The organism is Allokutzneria sp. NRRL B-24872 (assembly GCF_002155965.1).
Lineage (GTDB): Bacteria > Actinomycetota > Actinomycetes > Mycobacteriales > Pseudonocardiaceae > Allokutzneria.
The window spans coordinates 26,834-51,557 of the sequence record NZ_MUMH01000118.1; the positions used below are offsets into that span (position 1 = coordinate 26,834).

The 24,724-nt window shown below is 70.1% G+C and carries 23 protein-coding genes and 2 pseudogenes; 10 read left to right on the forward strand and 15 right to left on the reverse strand.

What is annotated here, in order from left to right:
- The first annotated feature begins 408 nt into the window (after positions 1–408).
- Both CCN37_RS27625 and CCN37_RS27630 read left to right on the forward strand, forming a co-directional pair.
- Positions 409–1,473, forward strand: a complete 1,065-nt coding sequence (locus CCN37_RS27625; RefSeq protein ID WP_086826310.1) for a hypothetical protein — start codon at positions 409–411, stop codon at positions 1,471–1,473.
- A 19-nt stretch (positions 1,474–1,492) separates the two neighbouring features.
- On the forward strand, positions 1,493–2,068 hold the full coding sequence (locus tag CCN37_RS27630) for a GNAT family N-acetyltransferase (protein WP_086826312.1): 576 nt from the start codon (positions 1,493–1,495) through the stop codon (positions 2,066–2,068).
- Here CCN37_RS27630 and CCN37_RS27635 read toward each other — a convergent pair.
- A complete protein-coding gene (locus CCN37_RS27635) occupies positions 2,031–3,122 on the reverse strand; it encodes a cytochrome P450 (protein ID WP_086826314.1) in 1,092 nt (363 codons plus the stop codon). The genes CCN37_RS27630 and CCN37_RS27635 overlap by 38 nt on opposite strands.
- Before the next feature lie 50 nt (positions 3,123–3,172).
- Here CCN37_RS27635 and CCN37_RS27640 point away from each other — a divergent pair, with 50 nt between their 5' ends.
- On the forward strand, positions 3,173–3,736 hold the full coding sequence (locus tag CCN37_RS27640; RefSeq protein ID WP_143261841.1) for a TetR/AcrR family transcriptional regulator: 564 nt from the start codon (positions 3,173–3,175) through the stop codon (positions 3,734–3,736).
- A gap of 554 nt (positions 3,737–4,290) precedes the next feature.
- Here CCN37_RS27640 and CCN37_RS27645 read toward each other — a convergent pair.
- From CCN37_RS27645 to CCN37_RS27660, 4 genes and pseudogenes are all read right to left on the reverse strand, one after another.
- A pseudogene (locus CCN37_RS27645) lies at positions 4,291–5,202 on the reverse strand (RNA polymerase sigma factor); the annotation flags it as partial.
- Between the two features lie 87 nt (positions 5,203–5,289).
- A complete protein-coding gene (locus CCN37_RS27650) occupies positions 5,290–6,330 on the reverse strand; it encodes an Rv2578c family radical SAM protein (RefSeq protein WP_086826320.1) in 1,041 nt (346 codons plus the stop codon).
- Between the two features lie 40 nt (positions 6,331–6,370).
- Positions 6,371–6,982: a hypothetical protein gene (locus CCN37_RS27655; protein WP_086826322.1), complete on the reverse strand. Its 612-nt coding sequence runs from the start codon at positions 6,980–6,982 to the stop codon at positions 6,371–6,373.
- Entirely contained in the window at positions 6,983–7,672 is a 690-nt protein-coding gene (locus tag CCN37_RS27660) for an MBL fold metallo-hydrolase (RefSeq protein WP_086826362.1), read from the reverse strand.
- 138 nt (positions 7,673–7,810) lie between these two features.
- Between CCN37_RS27660 and CCN37_RS27665 the strand changes: the two genes are divergently transcribed.
- Together CCN37_RS27665 and CCN37_RS27670 are read left to right on the forward strand one after the other, a co-directional pair.
- Positions 7,811–8,629, forward strand: coding sequence for a peptidylprolyl isomerase (locus tag CCN37_RS27665; protein ID WP_086826324.1), 819 nt, complete (start codon positions 7,811–7,813; stop codon positions 8,627–8,629).
- A 167-nt stretch (positions 8,630–8,796) separates the two neighbouring features.
- The gene (locus CCN37_RS27670; protein ID WP_086826326.1) at positions 8,797–9,390 is read left to right on the forward strand and encodes a lytic polysaccharide monooxygenase; all 594 of its coding nucleotides are present in this window, start codon (positions 8,797–8,799) and stop codon (positions 9,388–9,390) included.
- Positions 9,391–9,428: 38 nt separating this feature from the next.
- On the opposite strand, the gene CCN37_RS27675 is transcribed toward CCN37_RS27670, so the two are convergent.
- The 3 genes from CCN37_RS27675 to CCN37_RS27685 all read right to left on the reverse strand — a co-directional run bounded on the left by CCN37_RS27675 (position 9,429) and on the right by CCN37_RS27685 (position 11,760).
- Positions 9,429–10,403: an aldo/keto reductase gene (locus tag CCN37_RS27675; protein WP_086826327.1), complete on the reverse strand. Its 975-nt coding sequence runs from the start codon at positions 10,401–10,403 to the stop codon at positions 9,429–9,431.
- A 70-nt stretch (positions 10,404–10,473) separates the two neighbouring features.
- Positions 10,474–10,908, reverse strand: a complete 435-nt coding sequence (locus CCN37_RS27680) for a MarR family winged helix-turn-helix transcriptional regulator (protein WP_086826329.1) — start codon at positions 10,906–10,908, stop codon at positions 10,474–10,476.
- 33 nt (positions 10,909–10,941) lie between these two features.
- The gene (locus CCN37_RS27685) at positions 10,942–11,760 is read right to left on the reverse strand and encodes an oxidoreductase (RefSeq protein WP_086826332.1); all 819 of its coding nucleotides are present in this window, start codon (positions 11,758–11,760) and stop codon (positions 10,942–10,944) included.
- Between the two features lie 54 nt (positions 11,761–11,814).
- Here CCN37_RS27685 and CCN37_RS27690 point away from each other — a divergent pair, with 54 nt between their 5' ends.
- Complete coding sequence (locus CCN37_RS27690; protein WP_086826334.1) at positions 11,815–12,741, forward strand: SDR family NAD(P)-dependent oxidoreductase; 927 nt, start codon at positions 11,815–11,817, stop codon at positions 12,739–12,741.
- Here CCN37_RS27690 and CCN37_RS27695 read toward each other — a convergent pair.
- Positions 12,738–14,555, reverse strand: a complete 1,818-nt coding sequence (locus tag CCN37_RS27695; protein ID WP_246843352.1) for an amino acid transporter — start codon at positions 14,553–14,555, stop codon at positions 12,738–12,740. The two genes, CCN37_RS27690 and CCN37_RS27695, sit on opposite strands and share 4 nt — an antisense overlap.
- Positions 14,556–15,111: 556 nt before the next feature.
- On the opposite strand from CCN37_RS27695, the gene CCN37_RS27700 reads away from it, so the two are divergent.
- From CCN37_RS27700 to CCN37_RS27710, 4 genes and pseudogenes are all read left to right on the forward strand, one after another.
- Complete coding sequence (locus CCN37_RS27700) at positions 15,112–15,540, forward strand: hypothetical protein (protein WP_086826338.1); 429 nt, start codon at positions 15,112–15,114, stop codon at positions 15,538–15,540.
- A 250-nt stretch (positions 15,541–15,790) separates the two neighbouring features.
- The gene (locus CCN37_RS40180) at positions 15,791–15,970 is read left to right on the forward strand and encodes a hypothetical protein (protein ID WP_168200890.1); all 180 of its coding nucleotides are present in this window, start codon (positions 15,791–15,793) and stop codon (positions 15,968–15,970) included.
- A 68-nt stretch (positions 15,971–16,038) separates the two neighbouring features.
- A pseudogene (locus CCN37_RS27705) lies at positions 16,039–16,967 on the forward strand (cytochrome P450).
- Entirely contained in the window at positions 16,964–17,536 is a 573-nt protein-coding gene (locus CCN37_RS27710) for an ATP-binding protein (protein ID WP_246843349.1), read from the forward strand. Before CCN37_RS27705 ends, CCN37_RS27710 begins: the two are co-directional and overlap by 4 nt.
- Here the strand turns inward: CCN37_RS27710 and CCN37_RS27715 are convergent.
- The 6 genes from CCN37_RS27715 to ruvB form a co-directional block, all read right to left on the reverse strand.
- On the reverse strand, positions 17,533–19,806 hold the full coding sequence (locus CCN37_RS27715; protein WP_086826343.1) for a bifunctional (p)ppGpp synthetase/guanosine-3',5'-bis(diphosphate) 3'-pyrophosphohydrolase: 2,274 nt from the start codon (positions 19,804–19,806) through the stop codon (positions 17,533–17,535). The genes CCN37_RS27710 and CCN37_RS27715 overlap by 4 nt on opposite strands.
- Before the next feature lie 171 nt (positions 19,807–19,977).
- Entirely contained in the window at positions 19,978–20,511 is a 534-nt protein-coding gene (locus CCN37_RS27720; protein WP_086826345.1) for an adenine phosphoribosyltransferase, read from the reverse strand.
- The gene (gene secF, locus CCN37_RS27725; protein ID WP_086826348.1) at positions 20,508–21,734 is read right to left on the reverse strand and encodes a protein translocase subunit SecF; all 1,227 of its coding nucleotides are present in this window, start codon (positions 21,732–21,734) and stop codon (positions 20,508–20,510) included. Before secF ends, CCN37_RS27720 begins: the two co-directional genes overlap by 4 nt.
- 1 nt (position 21,735) lies before the next feature.
- Positions 21,736–23,427, reverse strand: a complete 1,692-nt coding sequence (secD, locus tag CCN37_RS27730) for a protein translocase subunit SecD (protein ID WP_086826350.1) — start codon at positions 23,425–23,427, stop codon at positions 21,736–21,738.
- 159 nt (positions 23,428–23,586) lie between these two features.
- The gene (gene yajC / locus CCN37_RS27735; RefSeq protein WP_086826365.1) at positions 23,587–23,943 is read right to left on the reverse strand and encodes a preprotein translocase subunit YajC; all 357 of its coding nucleotides are present in this window, start codon (positions 23,941–23,943) and stop codon (positions 23,587–23,589) included.
- A gap of 57 nt (positions 23,944–24,000) precedes the next feature.
- A partial coding sequence (ruvB, locus tag CCN37_RS27740) for a Holliday junction branch migration DNA helicase RuvB (protein WP_246843350.1) occupies positions 24,001–24,724 on the reverse strand: 724 nt, incomplete at its 5' end.

Sequence of the window (24,724 nt, forward strand, 5' to 3'; positions counted from 1 at the left end):
CGGATTCTTTCTACAATTGGGAAAGCGACAAACTTCCCTTACGTTGCAACCGCGCGGCGGTCAGCCGACCAGGTCGCGCTGCGGTGGCTGACGGGGTGCAGAACACCTTCTGCGCCCACTGCGACAAGGCCGGGCTGCCCAACGACGCGTGGGAGTGCCGTTTGCCAGTGATGGCAACGAAACCCGGACTGGTGGACCAGCCCCGGCACCGCTCCCTCGGGTGTCGTCGCAGTGCACACCCTCGAGGGAGAGCGCGGGCACGGGGACCCCGGCCACTCGCTGGAGGTCACGGAGAGCCCCGTGCAGCTCCGCGGCCGCTGATTTTCCTCTCGCCCCTTTGGCGATTGCCTGTCTAATCTGAGCGCGGTTCGTGGCAGGTGCCACGACGTCGCAAGGGGGATTCTCGCTGTGAGTACTGGAAGGACGCTGGGCGCGCTCGTCGCGGCCAGCGCGTTCGCGTTCGGTGTGCCCGCCGTGGCCGGGGCGGAGTCGACGATCACCGCGCTGGCCGAGCTGCCCGGCAGTTCCGGCAGCGGCGCGTGGGGGGTCAACAACTACGGGGTCGCGGTCGGCTGGGCCAACACCGCAGGCACCTCGCACGCCGTGCGCTGGGCGGAGAACGGCGCCGTCACCGACCTCGGCACGCTGCCGGGCGACACCGCCAGCAGGGCGACCGCGATCGCCTGGAACGGCACGGTCGTCGGCCGTTCCTCGTCGCCGCAGGGCTCCCGCGCCGTGCGGTGGTCGCCGGACGGCGTGATCACCGCGCTCGCGAGCCTGCCCGGCACCACCCACTGCACCGCCGAGTCGATCGACGTGCACGACATCGCCGCCGGGTACTGCGCCGCCGACTCCTCGGCGAGCAGCGGGCGCGCGGTCCGCTGGGCGCCGGACGGCGCGGTCACCGAGCTGGGCGCGCTGCCGGACAGCAAGGTCAGCAGGGCGCTGGGCATCAGCTACGACAAGGTCGTCGTCGGCTGGGCGCAGCGCGCCGACGGTTCCAGGCGTGCCGTGCGGTGGGCCGAGGACGGCACCGCGACCGAGCTTCCGTCGCTGCCCGGGGGCGAGCAGAGCGAGGCACGCGGCATCAACAACGGCGTCATCGCGGGCAAGGTCTGGGTCTACGCCCAGGGGCGCGGCGTGAACCACGCCGTGCGGTGGAACGCCGATGGCACCGTGACCGACCTCGGCGCCCTGCCCGGCACGAGCGGAGCGCAGAGCGAGGCGCGCGCGGTGACCGCCGGGGGCATCCACGGCGCGAGCTCGGTCGCCGGTGAGTCCCAGACCGCTGAGGGCCGCTACACCGCCGTGCTCTGGTCGCCGAGCGGAGTCGCCACCAACCTCGGCACGCTGCCGGACGCTGGCCCGGGCACCATCACGTTCGCGACGGCGCTCAACGCGTCCAACGTGGTGGTGGGCAGCTCCGGCGGGCGCGCCGTGCGCTGGACCGCGACCACTCCGCGCCAGCACTGATCCCCGGGGAGGCTGGGGCATGTTGACCGAGCGGTTGGCGCTGCGGCAGTTTCGGCGTGCGGACGCCGAGGTGGTGCGCGCCTACCGCTCGGACCCGGAGGTCGCCCGCTACCAGTCCTGGGAAGCCCCACTGTCCACTGTGGATGCGGAGGAGCTGGTCGCGGAGTTCGCCGCGCTGGACCCGGATGAGCCGGGATGGTTCCAGTACGCGGTGGAACTGCGCGACTGCGGCGAGCTGATCGGCGACGTCGGCGTGAACCTGCACGAGAACCGCATGCAGGCGGAGATCGGCTTCACCTTCGCCAGGCGGCACCAGGGGCGCGGTCACGCCACCGAGGCGGTGTCCCGCGTGGTCGACCACCTCCTTGTCTCCCAAGGGTTGCGGCGAGTCTCGGCCGAGTGCGACGCGCGCAACACCGCTTCGGCCCGCCTGCTGGAACGCGTCGGTTTCCGCCAGGAAGGGCACCGTCCCGAGTTCACGTGGCTCAAGGGCGAGTGGACCGACGACCTCCTCTTCGGTCTGCTGGCCCGAGACTGGCCAGCAAGCGCCGCTCCGGTTACCAGACCACCGGCAGCTCTCGCACGCGCTCGGTGAAGGTGGTGCCCTCGGTGCGCAGGTCGCGTTTGTCCCCGGCTGATCGAAGCTCGGGAAAACGGAGGCGGAGCGCACTGAAAGCCTCGGTTAGCTCCAAGCGGGCCAACGGCGCACCGACGCAGTGCCAGGGTCCGTGCCCGAAGGACAGGTGCGGGTTCGGTGTGCGCGTGATGTCGAAGCGCAGTGGCTCGGGGAAGGTTCGACTGTCCACATTGGCCTGTCCGAGATCGAACAGGACCGCGTCGCCCCGCGCCACCATCGCGTCGCCGAGCCGGACGTCCTGCCTGGCGTAGCGGGGGAAGGTGCTGCCGCCCGCCTCGGTGAAACGGAGAATCTCCTCCACCGCCGATGGTGTCAGCTCAGGGTTCTCGACGAGCAAGCGCCACTGGTCGCGGTGCTCGGAGAACAACACGACGCCGGTGTCCACGGCGACCGCCGCACTGTCGTAGCCCGCGAAGAGCAGCATCGCTGCCATGCCAGCGACGTCCTCGTTCTCCAGGCCCGCCGCGAGCAAACCGGAGAGCAGGTCATCACCGGGTTTGTCGTTCTTAGCGCTGGTCAAGGCGGCTAAGTATGCCGTCAGGTCCTCAAGGCCGGCATCGGCGCGGGAACGGTCGGCGGTGTCGCCCATGGCGTCGATCAGGCTCCTGAAGGCTTGATGATCGGAGTGCGGTACGCCGAGCAGCGCGCACAGGGTGCGGGCTGACAAGGGCGCGGACAGTTGGCCGTGCAGATCGGCTGAGCCGTCGGTGAAGGTGTCCAGCAGCTCGTGCACGAGATCGCGCACTTCCTCCTGCAGCGCGGTGATCCGCCGTCCGGAGAAGAACGGTGCGAGCAGTGAACGCATGGCCATGTGCTCGGTGTGCTCGTCCTCGTGCGAGTACAGCTGGGACGGACCGAGCAGCTGGTGGTCCTCGACGCGCGGCGCGTTCTCCGGGGCGTGGTGGGTCAGGCCGAGCCGCCGGTCCGTGTAGCCGAAGCGGACCTCCGCATGCCCCGTGACCAGCCAGGCCGGGTCACCCGCAGGGGTGCGAACGCGCCTGATCGACACCATGCCTCCTATGTTTACTCTGAAATATACATAGCGGAGTCTACAATGGGTCGGTGACGACTGGGAAGCCCAGGCTGCCGCGGGCGCAACGCCGCGAGCAGATCCTCGCCGCTGCCACGAAAGCCTTCTCCCGCAACGGTTTCGCCGCGACCAGCCTGGACGAAATCGCAACTGAGGCCGAGGTCAGCCGGATGATCCTCTACCGGCACTTCGAGTCGAAGGGTGACCTGTTCCGGGCCGCGCTCGACCGCGCGCTGGATCGGATGACGGCCGCGACCGATGTCGAGGTGGGCGCCCGCAGCGTGCGCGAGCTCGTGCGGTGGGCCGCCGCCGAGCCCGAGGAGTTCCTCGTGCTGTTCAGCTGGGCGGAGCGGGAACCGGAGCACGCGGAGCGCGCCTTGCGGGCGCGCGAGGCGATGGAGTCCGAGGTGCTCGAACGCATCGCCCGGGAGGTCGGGGACGGGCCGTCGTCGAGGTGGGCTGCCCGGCTGGCCGTGGCGACCTGCCTGGAGGCCATCGTGCTGTGGTTGCGGGAGTCAGCGCCGGAGCCGGACGTGGCGATCACGCGGATCACGACGATCGTGACGTCCATTGTGGACTCCGTCGGCCGGTCGTGAGCCTTCAGGGTTCGTGACGCGTGCCGGGGCGTGGGAGGGGACCGACGCTTGCGCACACGGAGAGCAGCACAACGTGAACGAGACCGACAAGCCGTTCGACTCCCATCCCCCTGATACGACAAGACATTCTCGGCGGACTTCAGGCGCGCGACGAGGCCGGGCCGCGCCCTGCACGACGCCGAGTTTGCCGGTCTTCAAGCACAACAAACCCTCATGACACGGCGGGTTTGGTGCGGTCAACGATGATCAACAGGGAGGTTTGAGGGTCTTGAAGACACCCCAACCCCACTGGCGACTGCGACTCAAACACTCACCGGACAAGCGCTAGTCGATGTAGACGCGGAGGACGTGTGAACGAGACCGACAAGCCGTTCGACTCCCATCCTCTTGGTACGACAAGGCATTGTCGGCATGCTTCAGGCGCGCGACGAAGCCGGGCCATGCCCTGCACGACGCCGAGTTTGCCGGTCTTCAAGCACAACAAACCCTCATGACTCGGTGAAGACATCCCAACCTCACCGGCGACTGCGGCGCACACGCTTACCGGACAAGCCCTAGTCGACGTGGACGCGGAGGACGTGTGAGCGGGTGGGATGGCGGAGTTTGCACATGGCCCTGCTCTCGATCTGCCGGATGCGTTCGCGGGAGAGGCCGTAGAGCTCGCCGATCTCGCCGAGGGTTCGGGGCTCGCCGCCGGTGAGGCCGAAGCGCAGGCGCAGCACTCCGGCTTCGCGCTCGGACAGGGTGTCGAGCACGACGTCGAGGTGTTTGCGCATCCGTTGCGACGCCACGAGTTGGACGACGTCGACGGGGTTGGCGTCCTCGATGAAGTCGCCGAGCCGCGCGGTGCCCTCCTCGCCGAGCGGCATGTCCAGCGACAGCGGATCGAGGGCGCTGCGCTCGATCTCCTCCACCCGCTCCACAGCGAAACCCGACCCCGCCGCCACCTCCTCGGGGGTCGGATCGCGGCCGAGGGACTGCGCCAGGTCGCGCCGCACGCGCCTGATCTTGGTGAGGCACTCCACGATGTGCACGGGCATCCGGATGGTCCGCGACTTGTCGGCCAAGGCGCGGGCGAGGGCCTGGCGAATCCACCACGTCGCGTACGTGGAGAACTTGTTCCCCTTGGTGTAGTCGAACTTCTCCACCGCGCGGATGAGGCCGATGTTGCCCTCCTGGATCAGGTCCAGGAACGCCATCCCGCGACCGGTGCAGCGCTTGGCCAGCGAGACCACCAGGCGCAGGTTGGCCTCCAGCATCCGGCTCTTCGCGCGCCGCCCGTCACACTCCAGCCAGCGCAGCTCGTTGCGCTCGCGCACCGGACGGATGTCGTTGCCGCGCAACAGTTCCGCCGCGTAGAGGCCCGCCTCGACGCGCTTGGCCAGCTCCACCTCCTCGTCGGCGCGCAGCAGCGCGACCTTCCTGATGTCCGCGAGGAAGAGGCTGAGCGGGTCCGGGGTCGTGGTGGCGGTGGTCATGGTTCGACCGTAGGTGGGGGTGGCCGGGGTGGGCATTGCGGAAAACCATCGGATTCGCTGTGGAAAACCACAGGTTCACAGGAGGGTCAGCTGCTCCTGCTCGAGGGTCGCCGGGGTCAGCGACTGCGGCAGCGCGCCCGTCGGCCACAGGTCCGCGACGTCGGAGACGCTGGATCTGCCCATGCCCTGGGCGAGGCCGTGCTTGCGCAGCAGTGGCGCCACGCGCTCGCCGAGCCAGCGGCGGTACCTCGGGTCGGCGTAGCTGCCCCTGGCGTAGATCCGGCGGTAGCCGGCGACGAGGTCCGGGCGCTCGCGCGCGAGCCAGGCGAAGAACCACTCGCGCGCGCCCTTGCGCAGGTGCAGCGGCAGCACGGTCACTCCGGTGGCGCCCGCCTCGCCGACCGCGCCGAGCAGATCATCAAGCCGCGCAACGGAATCAGTCAACCACGGCAGCACGGGCGCCACGAACACCCCGCACGGCAGTCCGGCCTCGCGCACGCGCCGCACGAGTTCGAGCCGGGCCTGCGGGCTGGCCGTCCCGGGCTCCAGGGACGCCTGGAGGTCGCGGTCGAGCAGCGCGATGGACACGCCGATCCCGATCGGCACCTTCTCGCCGACCACCGCGAGCAGCGGGATGTCCCTGGCCATCACCGTTCCCTTGGTCAGGATCGAGAACGGGGTGCGCGCGGCGGCCAGCGCGCGGACGATCCCCGGCATCAACTGGTAGCGGCCCTCGGCGCGCTGGTAGGGGTCGGTGTTGGTGCCCATCGCGACGTGCTCGCGAGTCCACTTCGGCGAGCGCAGCTGGGCGGCCAGCACCTCGGGCGCGTTGATCTTCACGATCACCTGGGTGTCGAAGTCGCGCCCGGAGTCGAGGTCGAGATAGGTGTGCGAATCCCTTGCGAAGCAGTAGGTGCAGGCGTGCGAGCAGCCCCGGTACGGGTTGACCGTCCACCCGAACGGCATCGACGAGCCGCCCGCGACCTTGGACAGCACCGACTTCGCGCGCACCTCGTGGAAGGTGACGTCGGCGAAGCCCGGCGTCGGGGCGGCCGTGTACTCCAGCCCCGGCAGGGTCGCGGCCATCCGGTCGTCGCGTTGACTGTCCCACCTCATGGCTACGATTCGAACATGTGTTCGAACAGCGCACAAGGTCTCAGTCCCGGGCGACGACCTTCGACACCACGTCGGAGCCGATCCGCTGCGCGAGCCTGCCCGGCTCGGCCACCGCCGCGAGGGCGAACAGCGGCCGTTCCTCCAGCGAGGACTCCCGCGCTTCGGCGCGCAGCTGGGCGACGAGCAGCTCGGAGAACAGCAGCGCGTGCGGCTCCCCCGTGGCGACCAGCGCGTCGGCCAGCTTGCGCAGCGCGAGCGGCTCCAGCTCCCGCGCGCGGTCGTCGGCGTAGATCGCCAGCCCCACGGACACCGTCCTGCCACCCGCGCTGATCAGCAGGTTCACCGTGCGCAGCCCCTTGGCCTGGCTGACCAGCACGCCGAGGTCGGTGACCGCGCCGAGGTCGGCGCTGGTGGTGCCCAGACCGCGCACGGTGAGCACGCGCCCGTCCAGCCACGTGCGCTTGCGGGCCTCGGCGAAGGAGAACAGCGACAGCGGCAGCGCGATCAGCAGGAACAGCACGAGCCCGGCCGTGGGGTCCACCAGCAGCGCGACCAGGGCGCCGAGCAGCGCCGCGAGCAGGCCGCCGACGGAGCCGACCAGGAACGCGCGCCTGCGCAGCAGCTCGGGAGGGAGGAGATCGAGGGGAACCACTCACAACCCCCGGGTCGGGAAGGCCGCGCCGCCACCGGAGAGGAACGGGTTGGTCGCGCGCTCCCTGCCGATCGTGGAGGCCGGGCCGTGGCCGGGCAGCACGACGGTGTCGTCGGGCAGCGGGAGGATCTTCTCCTTGAGCGAGCGCATGATCTCCTCGGTGTCCCCGCCGGGCAGGTCGGTGCGCCCGATGGAGCCCGCGAACAGGGTGTCGCCGGAGAACAGCAGCCTGCCGCCCTCCTCGGTGGTGGTGCGGAAGCACACCGAGCCCCTGGTGTGGCCGGGGGTGTGGTCCACGGTGAAGCTCAGCCCCGCCACCTCCAGCACCTGGTCGGCGGCCAGCTCGCGGACCTCGTCGGGCTCGCTCATCTCGATGCGGCCGCCGAAGAGCGCGGTGGCCGTCGGGCCGAGCGCGCGCCCGGGGTCGGCCAGCATGGGCCGGTCCTCCGGGTGGATCCAGGCGGGCACGCCGTGCGCGCGGCAGATGTCGGCCGCGGAGAAGACGTGGTCGAAGTGGCCGTGGGTGAGCAGCACGGCGGCCGGGGTCAGCCGGTGCTCGCGCAGGGCCTCCTCGATCGCTTCGACAGCGTCCTGACCTGGGTCGACGATGACGCAGTCGGCGCCTTCTGCCGGGGCGAGCAGGAAGCAGTTGGCCTGCAGCGCACCGACCGGGAAGCCTGCGACGAGCACGGTGGAACCCTCCGGGAAAGCGGTGATCACGGACAGGGGAGAATTTCGGCGTCAGCCTAACGGGGCGGCCGTGCACACCGGGTTCACACCACGTTCCCTAGAATGCGCCGTCACGCACGATCCTCGGGAGGGAGCACTGTGCCGAGCAACGAGCAGCGCCGCCAGGCCGCGAAGCGGAAGCTGGCGCGGCAGCTGGAGCGCCGCGCCCAGCGCGCCAAGCGGCGCCGCGTCATCGGTGTCGGGTCCGCCATCGGCGGCACCGTCCTGGCCGTCGCGCTGATCTTCTGGGTCACCAGGACGCCGCCGGAGCCGGAGGCGAAGCCGCTGGAGATCCCGACGGAGCTCGCCAAGCCGGCCGCGCGCCCCTCCCCGCTGCCCCAGAAGGTGAGCTGCGCGTACAAGCCCACCGAGGGCGAGAAGGCGGCCAAGGACGTCAAGGCCCCCGAGGGCAAGGATGTCGCGGCGACCGGCACCGTCAAGGTCGACATCGAGGCCAACATCGGCAAGCTGCCGCTGACGCTGGACCGCTCGCTGGCCCCGTGCGCGGTGAACAGCATGGTGAGCCTGATCAAGCAGGGCTACTACAACGACACCAGCTGCCACCGGATCAGCACCGAGGGCCTGCAGATGCTGCAGTGCGGCGCGCCGAACCCGGACGGCTCCGGCGGCCCCGGCTACGCATTCGGCGAGGAGGTCTGGCCGGAGCTGACCTACGGCCGCGGCTACCTGGCGATGGCCAAGACGGCGGCCCCGAACAGCACCGGCGGCCAGTTCTTCATCGTCTACGGCAACGCCGCGCTGAGCCCGGACTACAGCGTCTTCGGCACGATCGGCGAGGACGGCCTGAAGCTGGTGGACGAGGTGGCCCGCGCCGGGCACGACGGTTCCTTCGACCCGAACCCGGGCGGCGGCAAGCCGAAGAAGGAAGTCAAGTTCACCAAGGTGACCGTCAGCTAGTACCGCACTGACGAGGGCCCGTCCGGGAATCACCGGACGGGTCCTTCTCATTGCGCGAAAAGCAACGCGAAAAACACGCTTGTGGCGGTACGGGCAGAGCCCGGAAAGCCGATACCGTCCACCTTCCCTGCAATTCCCCGCCGCCGCGGTCAGCATGAGGAGTGACGGTGGCGAGCAAGCTTCTTGGACGGATCAGCGCGGTGGCCGCGGCGTGCGTGGCCCTACCACTCGTGCTCACCGGCGTGGCCGGAGCGCACGGCTACACCACGAACGTCCCGAGCAGGGCCTACCTGTGCAAGACCGGCGCGGTGACCGGCTGCGGCCCCGTTCAGTGGGAGCCGCAGAGCGTGGAGGGCCCCAAGGGCTTCCCCGCGCGCGGCCCCGGCGACGGGCGCATCTGCGCTGGTGGGCTGGGTCAGTTCGCCCAGCTTGACGACCCGCGCGGCGGCTCATGGCCCGCGCGCAAGGTCAGCTCCGGGCAGGGCCTGGCGTTCAGCTGGACGCTGACCGCGGCGCACGCGACCACGTCCTTCCGCTACTTCATCACGCGCAACGGCTGGAACCCGTCGGCACCGCTGACCAGGGCCGCGCTGGAGCCCGCGCCGTTCTACACGGTGAACTTCAACGGGGCGCGGCCCGGGTCGACGGTGACCCACACCGGGACGCTGCCGACGCGGTCCGGGCGGCACCTGATCCTGGCGGTGTGGGATATCGCCGACACCGGGAACGCTTTCTACCAGTGCGGTGACGTGACCTTCTGAAAAGCGGTGGCGGACAGCCTCCCGGCATTCCCGGGAGGCTATCTCCCGTTCATTCCCATGAACGACTCCGGATAACGCGGTCCCGCCGTTTCCCCGAGGTCGAGCGCGGCCGTGTCGGCGGCGTCGAGCACGATGTCCGCGGCGGCCAGGTTCTCCTCCAGCCGCTCCCTGCGCTTGGTCCCGGGGATCGGCACCACGTCCTCGCCCCTGGCCAGCAGCCAGGCGAGCGCGATCTGCGCGGGCGTGGCGCCCTTGCGCGCGGCGATCTCGCGGACCGAGGCCGCCGCGGCCATGTTGGCGTCGAAGTTGGCGCCCTGGAACCTCGGGTCGTTGCGGCGGTAGTCGGTCTCCGGGTAGTCCTCGGCGCGGCGGGCGTCGCTGGTCAGGAAGCCCCTGCCGAGCGGCGAGTACGGCACCAGGCCGATGCCCAGCTCGCGCAGCACCGGCAGGATCTCGGCCTCGAGGCCCCGCTCCCACAGCGAGTACTCCGTCTGGAGCACCGAGACGGGGAAGGTGGCGTGCGCCCGCCGGATGGTCTCCGGCCCGGCCTCGGACAGCCCGAAGTAGCGCACCTTCCCGGCCTCGACCAGCTCGCCGACCGCGCCCGCGACGTCCTCGATCGGCACGTTGAGGTCGACGCGGTGCTGGTAGAGCACGTCCAGGTGGTCGGTGCCCAGCCTGCGCAGGGACTGCTCGGTGACCCAGCGGATGTGCTCGGGCCTGCTGTTGAGCTCGCCCTGCTTGCCGTTCTCGTCGAACTCCCAGCCGAACTTGGTGGCGATGACGGCCTCGTCCCGCCGGTCCCGCAGCGCCTCGCCGAGCAGCTTCTCGTTGGTGAACGGCCCGTACATCTCGGCCGTGTCGAAGAACGTGCAGCCCAGGTCGAGCGCGCGGTGGATCGTGGCGATCGACTCCGGGTCGTCCGGGGTGCCGTAGGAGCGGCTCATCCCCATGCAGCCCAGTCCCAGCGCCGACGCCTTGAGCCCCTGCCGTCCCAGCTGACGGATCTCCATCGTGGTTCACGCCCTCTCGGTTCTGCCTTCGAGAGGAGAAGCTACGAGTTGGAGCGCGCTCCAACGCAAGTCAGTGGTGCCACGCCCGCCCGCCGACGTTGTCGATCATGCGCTGGAGCACCTTGAGCACGCGGACGTACTCCTCGTCGGAGATCCCCTCGTGGATGCGCGCGCGGAGGTCCTGTTGCAGCAGGGCGATCTTCGCGTGCAGCGCCCTGCCGTCCTCGGTGATCGACAGCGCGCTGGGTCCCGAGGTGGCCCAGCCCCGGTCCAGCACCGCGTCGATCTCGGGTTGCAGGCCCGCGCCCACGTCGAGGTAGCCCTCCAGCAGCGCGGTCACCTCGGCCCGCGTCTTGTCGCCCTCGGCGAGCTGGTTGAGCACCCACCACCGGGGCTGGGTGAGGTCGTGCTCGGCGAGGGCCGCGCGGATGAAGGTCACCGCGGCGTTGTGCGCGGCCCACGCCCAGTAGCCGATCGGTTGGCGTGCGAGGTCTGCGTCGTCCATGCGCCGACCGTAGGAACTCAACTCAGGTTGAGGTCAACCGTCCAGTCCGCGCGTGGCGACCTTGTCGAAGCGGCGGTCGGAGAGCAGCCGGTTGAGCCGCAGCAGCAGCTTTCCCATGTAGCCGGTGACGTAGCGCGTCTTCGGCCGCTCGGTCTCCACCGCCGCGCGCACGGTGCGCGCCACCACCGAGGGGTCGGAGAGCTTGTGCCGCTGGGCGTTCGAGCTCTCGGTGCGCGCGGCCATCGCCTCGGCGAGCGTGGCGTAGGCGCCCTGACCGGACAGCTCGCGCATCTCCGCCGCGCTGCCGTCCTGGATCTCCGTGGCGATCAGGCCGGGTTGGACGACGACCACCTCGATACCGAAGCGACCGACCTCCTGGCGCAACGTGTCGGAGAACGCTTCGAGGCCGTGTTTGGACGCGTAGTACCAGGCGCCCAGCGGCAGAGCGATCTCGCCGCCGATCGAGGAGACGTTGACGATCGTGCCGGAGCGCTGCGCGCGCATCGACGGGAGCACGAGCTGTGTCAGGCGCGCCGCGCCGAAGAGGTTCACCTCGAACAGCTCCCGCGCGCGCTTGAGCGGGACGTCCTCGACCGCGCCGTGCAACGCCACGCCCGCGTTGTTGACCAGCACGTCGATCCGGTGCTGCTCTTCGAGGATCGTGCGAACGACGCGTTCCGTCGCGGTCTCGTCGGTCACGTCCATCGCCACGGTGTGCGCCCCCGCCTCGCGCAGGTCTTCCATGCGCTCAAGACGCCGCGCAGCCGCGTAGACGACGTGCCCGGCGCGCAGCAGCTCCAGCGCGGTGGCGTGGCCGATGCCGGACGAGGCACCGGTGACCAGACAGATCATCCCGACTCCCTAGCGGTTGACTTGGAGCGCGCTCCAATTCCTAGCCTCGAAGGCATGACAACGGCTCAGCACAAGATCGGCTCCGGTTTCGGGGCCAGGAGCACCGCCGACGAGGTGCTAGACGGTATCGACCTCACCGGCAAGCTGGCGATCATCACTGGTGGGTATTCAGGACTCGGTCTTGAGACCACCCGCGCCCTCGCAAGAGCCGGTGCGCACGTCGTGGTCCCCGCGCGGCGGCCGGACACCGCGAAGGCCGAGGTCGGCGAGATCGCGGAAATCGACCAGCTCGACCTCGGTGACCTGGACAGCGTGCGCGGCTTCGCCGAGCGGTTCACGGCCTCGGGGCGGCGCGTCGACATCATGATCAACAACGCCGGGATCATGGCGTGCCCGGAGACCCGCGTCGGCCCCGGCTGGGAGGCGCAGTTCGCCACCAACCACCTCGGGCACTTCGCGCTGGTCAACCGGCTCCGGCCGGTGCTCGCCGAGGACGCCCGCGTGGTGTCGGTGTCCTCCGCCGGGCACCGCAGCTCGCCGATCCGGTGGGACGACGTGCAGTTCGAGCGCGGCTACGACAAGTGGGCCGCCTACTGCCAGGCGAAGACCGCCAACGTGCTGTTCGCGGTGCAGCTCAACGCTTTCGGCGTCAAGTCCTTCGCGCTGCACCCCGGTGGCATCCTCACCCCGTTGCAGCGCCACCTGACCAAGGCCGAGCAGGTCGAACGGGGGTGGATCGACGAGAACGGGACTCCGCTCATCCCCGAGTTCAAGACGCCGGAGCAGGGCGCGTCGACCCAGGTGTGGGCGGCGACCTCGCCCCGGCTGGCCGAGCTGGGCGGGGTGTACCTGGAGGACTGCGAGGTCGCCGAGATCTCCGACGACGACGCCCCCGGAGTGCGCTCCTACGCCGTCGACCGCGACGAGGCCGCGCGGCTGTGGGCGCTGTCGGCGGAGCTGACGGGCGTGAACGCCTTCTAGCCGCCGACGTGGATGGCGGGCCGGCGGTCCGGGTCCTCCTCAGCGGTGCGCAGGATCTCCCGGACCACCGGCGCGGTGTCGCCCTTGCCCAGGATCAGGTAGCGGAACAGGTGGGTGAGCGGATTGCCCTCCGACCACTCGAAGTAGCACCGCGGCCGCACCCCCGTGGTGTCGCGCAGCGACAACAGGACCGCGGCGATCGCGTTGGGCACCGCGGGGCTGTCGGCGCGCAGCACGCGGTGCCCGTCGATCTCCACGCCGCGCACGCACAGCACGTCGCTGAAGTCCGACGGGTCCACCACGTCGATCTCCAGGAACAGCACGTCGGCCGAGCCGGGGACCGGGTTCATCCCGCGCTGAGCCGCCTCCTTCGCTGAGTACTCGGCGTTGTCCCCGGCCTGCCGCTGGTTGGCGATGATGTTGAGCGCGGAGTCGTGGGCCAGCGAGTCGGTGACGAAGCGGCGCGCGGTCTCGTCGAACTCGATGCGCTCCGCGCGCAGCTCGGTGGTGCGGGTGACGCGGGAGATCAGCGAGATCACCACGATGCCCGCGATGAACACGAAGGAGATCGCGATGCCGTCCGGCTTCTTGATCACGTTCTCCACCAGTGCGTAGAGCAGCACGAGGGTGAGCACGCCGAAGCCGATGACCGCCCCGCGCTGCCGGTGCCGCGCGGCGGAGATGGTGACCGCGACCGAGCCGGAGACCATCATCGCCAGGATGCCGGTCGCGTAGGCGCCGGACTGCGCGTTGACGTCGGCGCCGAAGGCGATCGTGATGCCGATGCTGATCGCGGTGTAGACCAGCACGACCGGCCGCACCGCGCGCCCCCAGTCCGGCGCCATGCCGTAGGAGGGCAGGTAGCGCGGCACGATGTTGATCAGTCCGGCCATCGCGGACGCGCCCGCGAACCACAGGATCAGGATGCTGCTGATGTCGTAGACGGTGCCGAAGGCCTCGCCGAGCTGCTGGTGCGCCAGGTAGGCCATCGCCCGGCCGCTGGCCTTGCCCCCGGCGGCGAACTCCTGCGCGGGGATGAGCATCGTGGTCACGAAGCTCGTCGCGACCAGGTACACCGACATGATCACGGCGGCGGCGGAGAGCAGCTTGCGGGTGTTGCGGACGCGGTCGTCCAGCCGCTCGCGGTCGGTCTCGCCCTTCGCGGCGACCAGCGGCATCATGCTGACCCCGGTCTCGAAGCCGGAGAGGCCGAGCACCAGCAGCGGGAACGCCAGCACGGCCGCGCCGATCGCGCCGGGCAGGCCGCCGGGGCTGTGCGTGAGCGCGTCCCACCACGAGCTCACCGCGACCGGCTCGGCGACCAGCCCGGCGACGGCCGCCACCACGGTGATCGCGTTGAGCAGCAGGAAGAGCGCGACCAGCGGGATGGCCACGCTGACGGCCTCGCTGAAGCCCATCAGGAACACCCCGCCGAGCACCAGCAGCAGCACGACGGTGATCAGCACCTCGTGCCCGTGCAGGAACGCCGGCATCAGCGGGTTCTCCAGCGCGTGCACCGTGGCGTCGGCGGAGGACAGGGTGATGGTGATGATCCACGAGGTGGCCACGAAACCGAGCAGCACGAGCACGAAGACCTTGCCGCGCCAGAACGGCAGCAAGTCCTCCAGCATGGCGACCGAGCCCTGGCCGTGCGGGCTCTCCCTGGCCACCCTGCGGTACATCGGCAGCATGCCGAGCAGCGTCAGCGCCACGATCAGCAGCGTGGCCAGCGGGGACAGCGCGCCCGCGGCCAGCGCGGCGATGCCGGGCAGGTAGGACAGCGTGGAGAAGTAGTCGACGCCGGTGAGGCACATGACCTTCCACCAGGACTGCGGTGTCCCGTGCCCCTCGCCGGACTCGGGGCCGACCGGCTGCACCCGGTGCTGCAGCAGCCAGGCGGCGAACCGGCTCTTCGGCGGCGTCGGCCGGACCGGACTGTCCACTGAGGCCGGAATCGCCAGTTCTGCCTTGGTGCTCTCATCCACGGGGGCGAATGTAGCGAAGTCGGCTCACGAAGGCTTGAGGAAAGCGACCAGAACCGCGCCCACGAGGGTGAGATCCGGACATTCCAACCACTGTGAACGGATCGTCACCATGCGTGCGCATGCACCCGCATTGCGCGCACCGTCGCGAGGCGTCGTGCCCCGGACGCCCCCGCTCGCCTTTCAGCTCACGATGAAAGGCAACCGAAGAAGCCCCGGGGAATGCGACCGTGACCAGGCAACAGCACTCGGACGCGAATTCTATTCAGCATACGTAGCCTGCAAATTCACTCATCCGCATGACAAGCCGCGAACACCTCCCCTAACCTCGCCCGCATCGCAGCCCTGCGATAGCGAAAAGGTTCACGTGAAATCGAGGGGAATTTCAGTGAAGAACGAGAAGAGGCACGTCCGAACGGCCGTCGCCGCCGCGGTGCTCGGCGCCGCGTTCTCCGTGCTGGCCGCGACGCCCGCATCCGCCGAATCCACCTGCGGCAACGGGCCGCTCCCGCCGAACGAGCACATCAACTGGTGCAACAGCGAGAACGGCTGGGGCAAGCTGAGCACCACGACCGTCTGGCACCCGGGCGGCAACCCGGTGGAAGCTCAAGTGGTCCTGCTCAAGAACGGCGCTCAGGTGCCGATGACGGTGTACCTGGACCGGTCGAACAACCCCGGCGCCGGCCACGACTCGCGCGTGGTCGTCAACAAGGGCTTCGCCGGCACCAACGCCGTGTCCTACGGGCAGTTCTACCGCGGGTGCGCCACCGATGACCGCGGCGGCATCATGTGCACCGAGTGGGTCAGGGTCGGCTGATCGAACAAGCCCGTGCCGCGTCCTTTTCAGGGCGCGGCACGGGCCTTTCAGTCCAGACCAGAACCGATCACCGGTTTGCCCCACTTTCCACCCCGTTCTGCCCAACGACAGAAAATGTCGGTTTTCCTACCGTCACGCCTCATGGAAACCGCCGCCATATCCGCCCCGATGGCTCCGGGGCGTCGCTTTCTCGCCGGGCACGCGCTGTCCCTCCTGCGAAACCCGCTGCAGTGTCGTCACCGACCCCGACGTGCTGCACCAGATGCTGATCTCCGACGCGGAGTCCTACGAGCAGGGGCTGCTGTCCACCGTGACCAAGCCGCTGATCGGGGAGAGCACCAGCACCCTCAGCGGCGAGGAGCACCGCAAGCGGCGACGGATGCCGGCCCGGCGTTCCGCCAGCAGCGGGTCAACGGCTGCACCGCGCTGATGAGCGAGCTCTCCGCCGAGCAGAGCGCGCGGTGGCGGGAGGGCGCGCCGATCGCGTTCAAGGGCGAGATGAACGACCTCGCGCTGACGACGGGCGTGCGGACGCTGGTGGCGGCCGAGGTCAACCAGGACACCGCGCGCGAGATCCGCGAGCTGCTGCCGATCTTCCTGAAGGGCCTCTTCCGCAGGCTCGTGCTCCCCGGCTTCGTGCTGGATCTCATTCCCACCAAGGGAAATCGCGGGTTCACCACCTCCGCGAAGCGGCTGCGCCTCGTGATTGGCGAGGCCATCTCCACCTACCGCGCCGACGCCACCGACCAGGGCGACGTGCTCTCCATCCTGATCCGCGTCCGCGACGACGAGACCGGGACGAGCTACACCGACTCCGAGATCGTGGACGAGCTGATCGCGCTGCTGCTCGCAGGTGCTGAGATCACCGGCAACATGCTGACCTTCGCCTTCCAGAACCTCGCCCACCACCCCGACGCCGAGTCGCGGCTGCGCGCCGAACTGGACGAGGTCCTGGACGGCCGCCCGCGCACCGCCGAGGACATCCCCCGGCTGGTCTTCCTGCAACGGGTCGTCGACGCGACGCTGCGCGTGCACGCGCCCTGGATGCTCACCCGCCGCGCCGCGCGGGAGGCGGTGCTCGGCGGCGCGCGCATCCCGATGAAGGCGTTCATGATCTACAGCCCGCGCCTCGTCTGCCATGACGAGCGCTGGTACCCGAACCGCACCGCTGGGACCCCGACCGCTGGGCACCGGAGCGCGTGGCGCCGCGCAAGCGCGCGTGGGTGCCCTTCGGCGGCGGGGCGCACATCTGCCCCGGCAACCTGTTCGCCCGGGTGGAGATGATCATCCACATCGCCACGATCGCGTCGCGGTGGCGGCTGCGCCCCGAGACCGACGCACCGGTGGCGGAACTCGGCGGTCACCCCAGCGGACATCCCGATGCTCCCCACGCGACGGGCGCTCTAGCTGGGACAATCTCCGGATGAGCGAGCTAACGCACGACTGGGCGGGCGACGTGGACGTCGATCATCTCGCGCGCATCCGCCGGGCCCCGGAGGAGTTCGCCCCCGGCGGCGCCGCGCACCTGGTCCTCGAAGTCCTCGCCTACGCCGCCGAGGAAGCCGAGACCCGCCGCGACGGCCGAGCCCGTGTCACCTGGCACCCGGACGGCTCGATCTCCGTCGCGGACAACGGAAGGGGCACCGACACCCGCGTCGACGGCCGGGGCCGCACCGTGAAGAAGCCGATCATGGCGACCAAGGACCTTCGCTTCTTCGACCTCCCCGGCGCGCAGCTGCTCCCCGACGGGCACCCGCGCCGGGGCATGTCGGTCGTCGCCGCGCTGAGCGAATGGCTCGCCCACACCAACCGGCGCCACAACGGTTCGTGGACCCAGCGCTACGAGCACGGCATCCCGGTCACCGACCTGATCCCGATCGCCGACGACGGCACGACCGGGACGACCGTGCACTTCCGCCCGCGCGAGGACCTGCGCACGCCCGCCGGCGCGCTGGAGCAGTGGTGGCCCCAGCTGTCGATCGAGACCAGCCCCTAGGAAGCGGAGGTCACCCGGTACACGTCGTAGACGCCCTCGACGTTGCGGACGACCTTGAGGACGTGGCCGAGGTGCTTGGGATCGCCCATCTCGAAGGCGAAGCGGCTCACCGCGACCCGGTCCCGCGAGGTGGTCACCGACGCCGACAGGATGTTCACCCGCTCGTCGGCGAGCACCTTGGTCACGTCGGAGAGCAGGCGGTGCCGGTCCAGCGCCTCGACCTGGATGGACACCAGGAACATCGACGAGGACGACGGCGCCCACTCCACCTCCAGCAGCCGCTCCGGCGACTCCTGGAGCTCGTCGGCGTTGGTGCAGTCGGTGCGGTGCACGCTGACCCCGCCGCCGCGCGTGACGAAGCCCAGGATCTGATCGCCCGGCACCGGCGTGCAGCAGCGGGCGAGCTTCACCCAGACGTCGCTGACGCCCTTGACCACCACGCCCGCGTCGGTGTTGCGGCGGCGCTGCACGGTGGAGGGCGTTGACCGGTCGGCCAGCTCCTCCTCGGCGTGCTCGACCCCGCCGAGCACCGCGAGCAGCCGCTGCACCACGTAGCGCCCGCCGACGTGGCCCTCGCCGACGGCGGCGTAGAGCGAGCTGACGTCGTGGTAGCGCAGTTCGCGGGAGAGCGCGGTCATCGAGTCCGCCGACACCAGGCGCTGCATCGGCAGGCCGACGCGGCGGACCTCCTTGGCGATGGCGTCCTTGCCCGCCTCGATCGCCTCCTCGCGGCGCTCCTTGGCGAACCACTGCTTGATCTTCGCCTTGGCCCTGGGCGAGGCGGCGAAGGACAGCCAGTCCCGCGACGGCCCCGCGCCCTCGGCCTTGGAGGTGAAGATCTCGATGACCTCGCCGTTCTCGAGCTTGCGCTCCAGCGCGACGAGGCGGCCGTTGACGCGCGCGCCGATGCAGCGGTGCCCGACCTCGGTGTGCACGGCGTAGGCGAAGTCCACCGGGGTGGAGTCGGCGGGCAGCGTGATCACATCGCCCTTGGGCGTGAAGACGAAGATCTCCCGCCCGGCCAGCTCGTAGCGCAGCGACTCCAGGAACTCGCCGGGGTCGGCGGCCTCCCGCTGCCAGTCCAGCAGCTGGCGCATCCACGCCATCTCGTCGACCTCGACGGAGCGGCCCTGGTGCGAGCCCTTGGTCTCCTTGTACCGCCAGTGCGCGGCGATGCCGTACTCGGCGGTGCGGTGCATCTCGTGCGTGCGGATCTGCACTTCCAGCGGCTTGCCGTCCGGGCCGATCACCGTGGTGTGCAGCGACTGGTAGACGCCGAAGCGCGGCTGGGCGATGTAGTCCTTGAAGCGGCCGGGCATCGGCTGCCACAGCGCGTGCACCACGCCCATCGCGGCGTAGCAGTCGCGCACCTCGTCCACCTGGATGCGCACGCCCACCAGGTCGTGGATGTCGTCGAAGTCGCGCCCGCGCACGATCATCTTCTGGTGGATGGAGTAGTAGTGCTTCGGGCGGCCCTCCACCTTGGCCACGATCCGCGCGCCGTCGAGGTTCGACGAGATCTCCGCGATCACCGTGCGCAGGTAGGTGTCCCGCGAGGGCGCGCGGTTGGCGACCAACCGCACGATCTCGTCGTACTTCTTCGGCTGCAGGATGGCGAAGGCCAGGTCCTCCAGCTCCCACTTCACCGTGGCCATGCCGAGGCGGTGGGCCAGCGGCGAGAGCACTTCGAGGGTCTCGCGCGCCTTGCGGGCCTGCTTCTCCGGCGGCAGGAAGCGCATGGTGCGCATGTTGTGCAGGCGGTCGGAGAGCTTGATCACCAGCACCCTGGGGTCACGGGCCATCGCGATCACCATCTTGCGGATGGTCTCGGCCTCGGCGGCCGCGCCCAGCTTCACCTTGTCCAGCTTGGTGACGCCGTCGACCAGGTGCGCGACCACGTCGCCGAAGTCCTCGCGCAGCTGCTCAAGCGAGTAGTCGGTGTCCTCGACGGTGTCGTGCAGCAGCGCGGCGACCAGCGTCGTGGTGTCCATGCCCAGCTCGGCCAGGATCGTGGAGACCGCCAGCGGGTGGGTGATGTAGGGGTCACCGGACTTGCGGCGCTGGTGGCGGTGCTTCTCCTCGGCCACGTCGTAGGCGCGCTGCAGCAGCGCCAGGTCGGCCTTGGGGTGCAGCTCGCGGTGCACGGCCGCCAACGGCTCCAGCACCTGCTTCACCGAGGTGGCGCGCTGCGCGGTGATGCGCCGCGCCAACCTGGCCCTGACGCGCCTCGTCGCCGACGGCGCCCGCTCGGCAGCGGCCTGTTGCGCCATCGTGGAAGCGGATTCGACCTCTTGACTCACCGCGTTCTCCCCGCTGTCGCACTGCGCTCGTCCGGGGCGAGGGAACTCACCCGTCCCGGAAAGACGAGGATAACGCCGTTGGCGGGCCGGTTTTCACCGGTACTTCGCAAGAACTGATCGAAATACGTCGAGCTGCCCTCCTCACACGGTGAGCAGCGACCGCACCTTTCGCCCGGCCAGTCGCTCCCGACCGTTCAGCGCGGCCAGCTCCATCACCACCGAAACGGCACTGACCTCGGCTTCCGCGTGCTCGACCAACGAACAGGCGGCCTCGACGGTTCCCCCGGTGGCCAGCACGTCGTCCACGACCAGCGCACGGGCCCCGCGCCGGAGCGTGCCCTCGGGCAGCTCCAGCGTGGCCGTTCCGTACTCCAAGGCGTAATCAACCCGATGCGCGACCGCGGGCAGCTTGCCCGGTTTGCGCACCCCGACCACGCCGAGGCCGAGCCGGAGCGCGACGGCGGCACCGAGCAGGAAACCCCTGGCCTCGATGCCGACCACCACGTCGACTCCCCCGTCCGAGTCCGCTCCGTGCGCGGCCATCTCCTCGACGACCACGCGGAAGCCCTCGGCGTCGGCGAGCAGCGGGCTGAGGTCGCGGAAGAGCACCCCCGGCTGGGGGAAGTCCGCGACCTCGCGGATCAGCCCGCTGACGCGCTCCAGCTCCGGGCTCACCTGCGCTTCTTGCCCGAGGGCCGCCCGGCGCTCTTGCCGGTGGGGCGGACCTTGCGCGACTCCGGGCCCTTGCCGGTGCGCGCGGGCACGCTCGCGGCGGCGGCCATGGCCGCCTCCCTGCGCAGCTCCGCGTTCAGCGACTCCTCGTCGGTGGACTCCACGCCGGACTCACCCGCGGCCTTGCGGGCCTGGTTGGCCCGGCGGGCGGCGACCCGCTCGGCCTGCTGCCGGACCTTCGGCTCGGTCAGCTTCAGGTCCACCAGCAGCGGGGTCGCCAGGAAGATCGAGGAGAACGCGCCCGCGATCATGCCGGTCATCTGCACCAGCGCCAGGTCCTTCAGCGTGCCGACGCCGAGCACGCCGACGCCGATCACCAGCAGGCCGAGCACCGGGAGCACCGCGATCAGCGAGGTGTTCAGCGAGCGCATCAGGGTCTGGTTCAGCGCCAGGTTCGACGCCTCGGCGTAGGTGCGCCGGGTCAGGCCCAGGATGCCCCGGGTGTTCTCCTTGACCTTGTCGAAGACGACCACGGTGTCGTAGAGGGAGAACCCGAGGATCGTCAGCAGACCGATGATCGTTCCCGGCGTCAGCTCGAAGCCGACGATCGAGTACACGCCCGCGGTGACGCCGGTGTCGAAGATCAGCGCCACCAGCGCGGAGACGGCCATCCAGCGCTCGAAGTAGACCGCCAGGAAGATCGTCACCAGCACCAGGAACACGATCAGCGCGATGACCGCCTGGGTGGTGATCTCCCCGCCCCAGGAGCCGCTGACCGCGCTGTCGCTGATCGCGGGCAGCCCGCCCTGCGGCTTGAGCTTGTCCGCGAGCGCGGTCTTGAGCTTGGTGACCTGGTCGGTGTTGAGCGTCTCCGAGCGGATCAGCACCTGCTGGCTCGCGCCGGTGCCCGCGACCTGCACGGTCGAGGCCTCGGTGCCCAGCGTCTCGGTGAAGACCGACTTCACCTCGTCGACGGTGATCTGCTTGCTGACGCTGGTGGCGGGCAGCTGGACCTTGGTGCCGCCGACGAAGTCGATGCCGAGGTTGAAGCCCTTGAAGAGCATCGAGCCCAGGCAGACCAGGAAGATCACCGAGGTGACCACGTACCAGCGACCGCGCTTGCCGACGATGTCGAAGGCGCCGTTGCCCAGGTAGAGCCGGTTGAAGACGCTGGGCCGCTTGCCGGAAGGGGCCTGGGGCTCGTGTGCGTTCTCGCCAGTGGTCACGTCAGACCCCCTTCGCGTTCGCGGTGCTGGACGCCTTGGCCATCGAGCGGCTGGCAGCCGCGGTGCGGTGCGCCTCACCGAGGCCGGACCAGGACGGCTTGGACAGCAGCTTGGACTTGGAGGCCATCGCCACCAGCGGGTGGGTCACCAGGAACACGACGACGAGGTCGAGCACGGTGGACATGCCGAGGGTGAACGCGAAGCCCTTCACCTGGCCGACGGCCAGGACGTAGAGCACGGCGGCGGCCAGGAAGCTCACGGCGTCGGCCGACAGGATCGTGCGCCGGGCCCTGATCCACCCGCGCGGGACCGCGCTGCGGAAGCTGCGGCCCTCGCGGACCTCGTCCTTGAGCCGTTCGAAGAACACGATGAAGGAGTCGGCGGTGATACCGATCGCCACGATGAACCCGGCGATGCCCGCGAGGTCCAGGGTGAAGCCGATCCACCGGCCCAGCAGCACCAGCACGGCGTAGATGACCACCGCGGCCAGTCCCAGCGAGAGCACGGTCAGCACGCCGAGGGCGCGGTAGTAGAACATGCAGTAGATGAAGACCAGCGCCAGGCCGATGGCGCCGGCGATCAGACCGGCCTGCATCGAGGCCAGGCCCAGCGTCGCCGAGACCGTCTCGGCCTCGGACTGGTCGAAGGCCAGCGGCAGCGAGCCGTACTTGAGGATGTTGGCCAGGTCCTGCGCCTCCGGCAGGGTGAACCGGCCGCTGATCTGGGTGTTGCCGCCGAGGATCGGCTCGTTGATGTTCGGCGCCGAGACGACGCGGCCGTCCAGCACGAACGCGGCGCGCTTGCCGACGTTGGCGGAGGTGAACTTGCTCCAGATGTCGCTGCCCGCGGCGCGGAAGTTCACGGAGATGACGTAGCCGGGGCTGTTCTGGTCCTGGCCCGCGGCGGCGTCGGCGATCTCGCGGCCGGGCAGGAACACCTCACCGAGCACGAACTTCTCGGTGTTGTCGTCGCTGCAGCTGACCAGCGGCAGTTCCGGCTTGTCCAGCCCGCGCAGCGGGTCCGGGGCGGCGCAGTCCAGCAGCGCCAGCGCCTGGGCCTGCACCTGCGGGTCCTTGCTCTGCCGCAGCTCGCGCGCCTTGGCGACCGCCTCGGCGGTGGAGCCGGGCGCGGGCGGCGGGGTGGGCTGCTGCTGCTGCTCGGCGGCGGGCACCGGGCGGCCCTGCGGCTTCGGCGTGGTCGGCGCGGTGGAGCCCGGCCCAGCGTTGGGCGGGGTGGTCGGCGGGGTGCCCGTGGCGGGCGGCTGCTGGCCGCTGGTCGGCGGCGTCGGCGAGGGCTGCGGCGGCGTCGGCTGGTTCGGCACGGCCTGCAGCACGGGGCGGAAGTTCAGGTCCGCGGTCCGGCCGAGGGACTTGGCCTCGTCGCCGCGCTCACCCGGCACCGTGATGACCAGGTTGTTGCCGTCCCGGACCACCTCGGCGCCGCTGACGCCGATGCCGTTCACCCGCTGCTCGATGATCTGCCGCGCCCGGTCGATGGACTCCGGCGGCGGCTGCTGGCCGTCCGTCGAGCGCACGGTGAGCGTGACCCTGGTGCCACCCTGGAGATCGATGCCCAGTTTCGGGACCGGCCTGCCGTCCCCGGTGAAGAACACCAGGGAATAGAGGAAGCCGACGATCAGGATGAATGCGCCAAGGTATCGCCCTGGACGGATATGCCCAGCCGGAGGTGCCACGGTAGGTCGATCTCCTCAAGCACGGTGTGTGGAAACTGTGAAGTCAGGGTCGACCCACAGCTGTGCGCCCCCACCCGGTGTGACACAGGGGGTGGGGGCGCAGCATATAGCGTTCGACGAGGCGTTCCGCACGGCCTCCGAACGGTTGGTCTGTTTGTCCTACTTGTTCTTCTGCTCTTCCAGCGGCGCCGCGACCTCGGCCTTGGACTCGGTCACGACGTCGTCGTCCTCGACCACGTCGGCGTTGTCCTCGACCTGGTCCTGGACCTTCTCGCGGATCGCCTGACGCAGCCAGGTGGTGTGCACGCCGGGCGCCAGCTCCAGCTCGATGCTGGTGTCGTCGGTGGCGTCCACCACGGTGGCGTACAGGCCGGAGCTGGTCATCACGCGGTCGCCGGGACCGAGCGAGTTCTGCAGCTGCTGCATCTCCGCGTACACCTTCTTCTGCTTGCGCGCGCTGAGGAACAGCGGCAGCGCAAGGACCACGAGCATCAGAGGAAGGATGAAGGAGGAGATATCCATCGTTCTCGTCTCCGGCGGCGATGTCGCCGCCTGGGTGTCGTCATGTCCGATTTATTCGGTTCGCTGGGAACCGAGTGTGCCACGCCCCTGGCCGTCGACCGGAAGGGGTAGCTGCTCCCCCGGCGCCGAGGCCGGGGGTTGCACGCCCAGGTGCCGCCACGCGAGCGCGGTGGCGACCCGTCCACGCGGGGTCCGCGCGAGCATGCCCGCCCGCACCAGGTAGGGCTCGCAGACCTCTTCCACGGTAGCTGGTTCCTCGCCGACCGCCACGGCCAGTGTCGAGACGCCGACCGGGCCCCCGCCGAAGGAGCGCACCAGCGCGCCCAGGACCGCCCGGTCCAGGCGGTCCAGCCCCAGCTCGTCGACGTCGTAGACGCTCAGCGCGGCGCGCGCCACCTCCAGCGTGACCGCGCCGTCCGCGCGCACCTCGGCGTAGTCGCGGACCCGGCGCAGCAGCCGGTTGGCGATCCGGGGGGTGCCGCGCGAGCGCCCGGCGATCTCCCGCGCCCCGTCGGGGCGCAGGTCCACCCCGAGGATGCCCGCGGCCCTGTTCAGCACCCGTTCCAGCTCCTCGGGCACGTAGAACTCCATGTGCGCGGTGAAGCCGAATCGGTCGCGCAGCGGGCCGGTCAGCGCCCCGGACCGCGTGGTCGCCCCGACCAGGGTGAACGGCGCGATCTCCAGCGGGATGCTGGTCGCACCTGGCCCCTTGCCGACCACCACGTCGACCCGGAAGTCCTCCATGGCCAGGTACAGCATCTCCTCGGCGGGCCGG

Bases quoted from the DNA above. Each gene is read 5' to 3' on its own strand.
- CCN37_RS27715 (WP_086826343.1), bottom strand. From the start codon at position 19,806: ATGGCGCAACAGGCCGCTGCCGAGCGGGCGCCGTCGGCGACGAGGCGC.
- CCN37_RS27680 (WP_086826329.1), bottom strand. From the start codon at position 10,908: ATGGACGACGCAGACCTCGCACGCCAACCGATCGGCTACTGGGCGTGG.
- CCN37_RS27650 (WP_086826320.1), bottom strand. From the start codon at position 6,330: ATGAGGTGGGACAGTCAACGCGACGACCGGATGGCCGCGACCCTGCCG.
- CCN37_RS27690 (WP_086826334.1), top strand. From the start codon at position 11,815: ATGACAACGGCTCAGCACAAGATCGGCTCCGGTTTCGGGGCCAGGAGC.
- CCN37_RS27695 (WP_246843352.1), bottom strand. From the start codon at position 14,555: ATGTGCCTCACCGGCGTCGACTACTTCTCCACGCTGTCCTACCTGCCC.
- CCN37_RS27635 (WP_086826314.1), bottom strand. From the start codon at position 3,122: ATGGTGTCGATCAGGCGCGTTCGCACCCCTGCGGGTGACCCGGCCTGG.
- CCN37_RS27675 (WP_086826327.1), bottom strand. From the start codon at position 10,403: ATGGAGATCCGTCAGCTGGGACGGCAGGGGCTCAAGGCGTCGGCGCTG.
- CCN37_RS27710 (WP_246843349.1), top strand. From the start codon at position 16,964: ATGAGCGAGCTAACGCACGACTGGGCGGGCGACGTGGACGTCGATCAT.
- CCN37_RS27630 (WP_086826312.1), top strand. From the start codon at position 1,493: ATGTTGACCGAGCGGTTGGCGCTGCGGCAGTTTCGGCGTGCGGACGCC.
- CCN37_RS27685 (WP_086826332.1), bottom strand. From the start codon at position 11,760: ATGATCTGTCTGGTCACCGGTGCCTCGTCCGGCATCGGCCACGCCACC.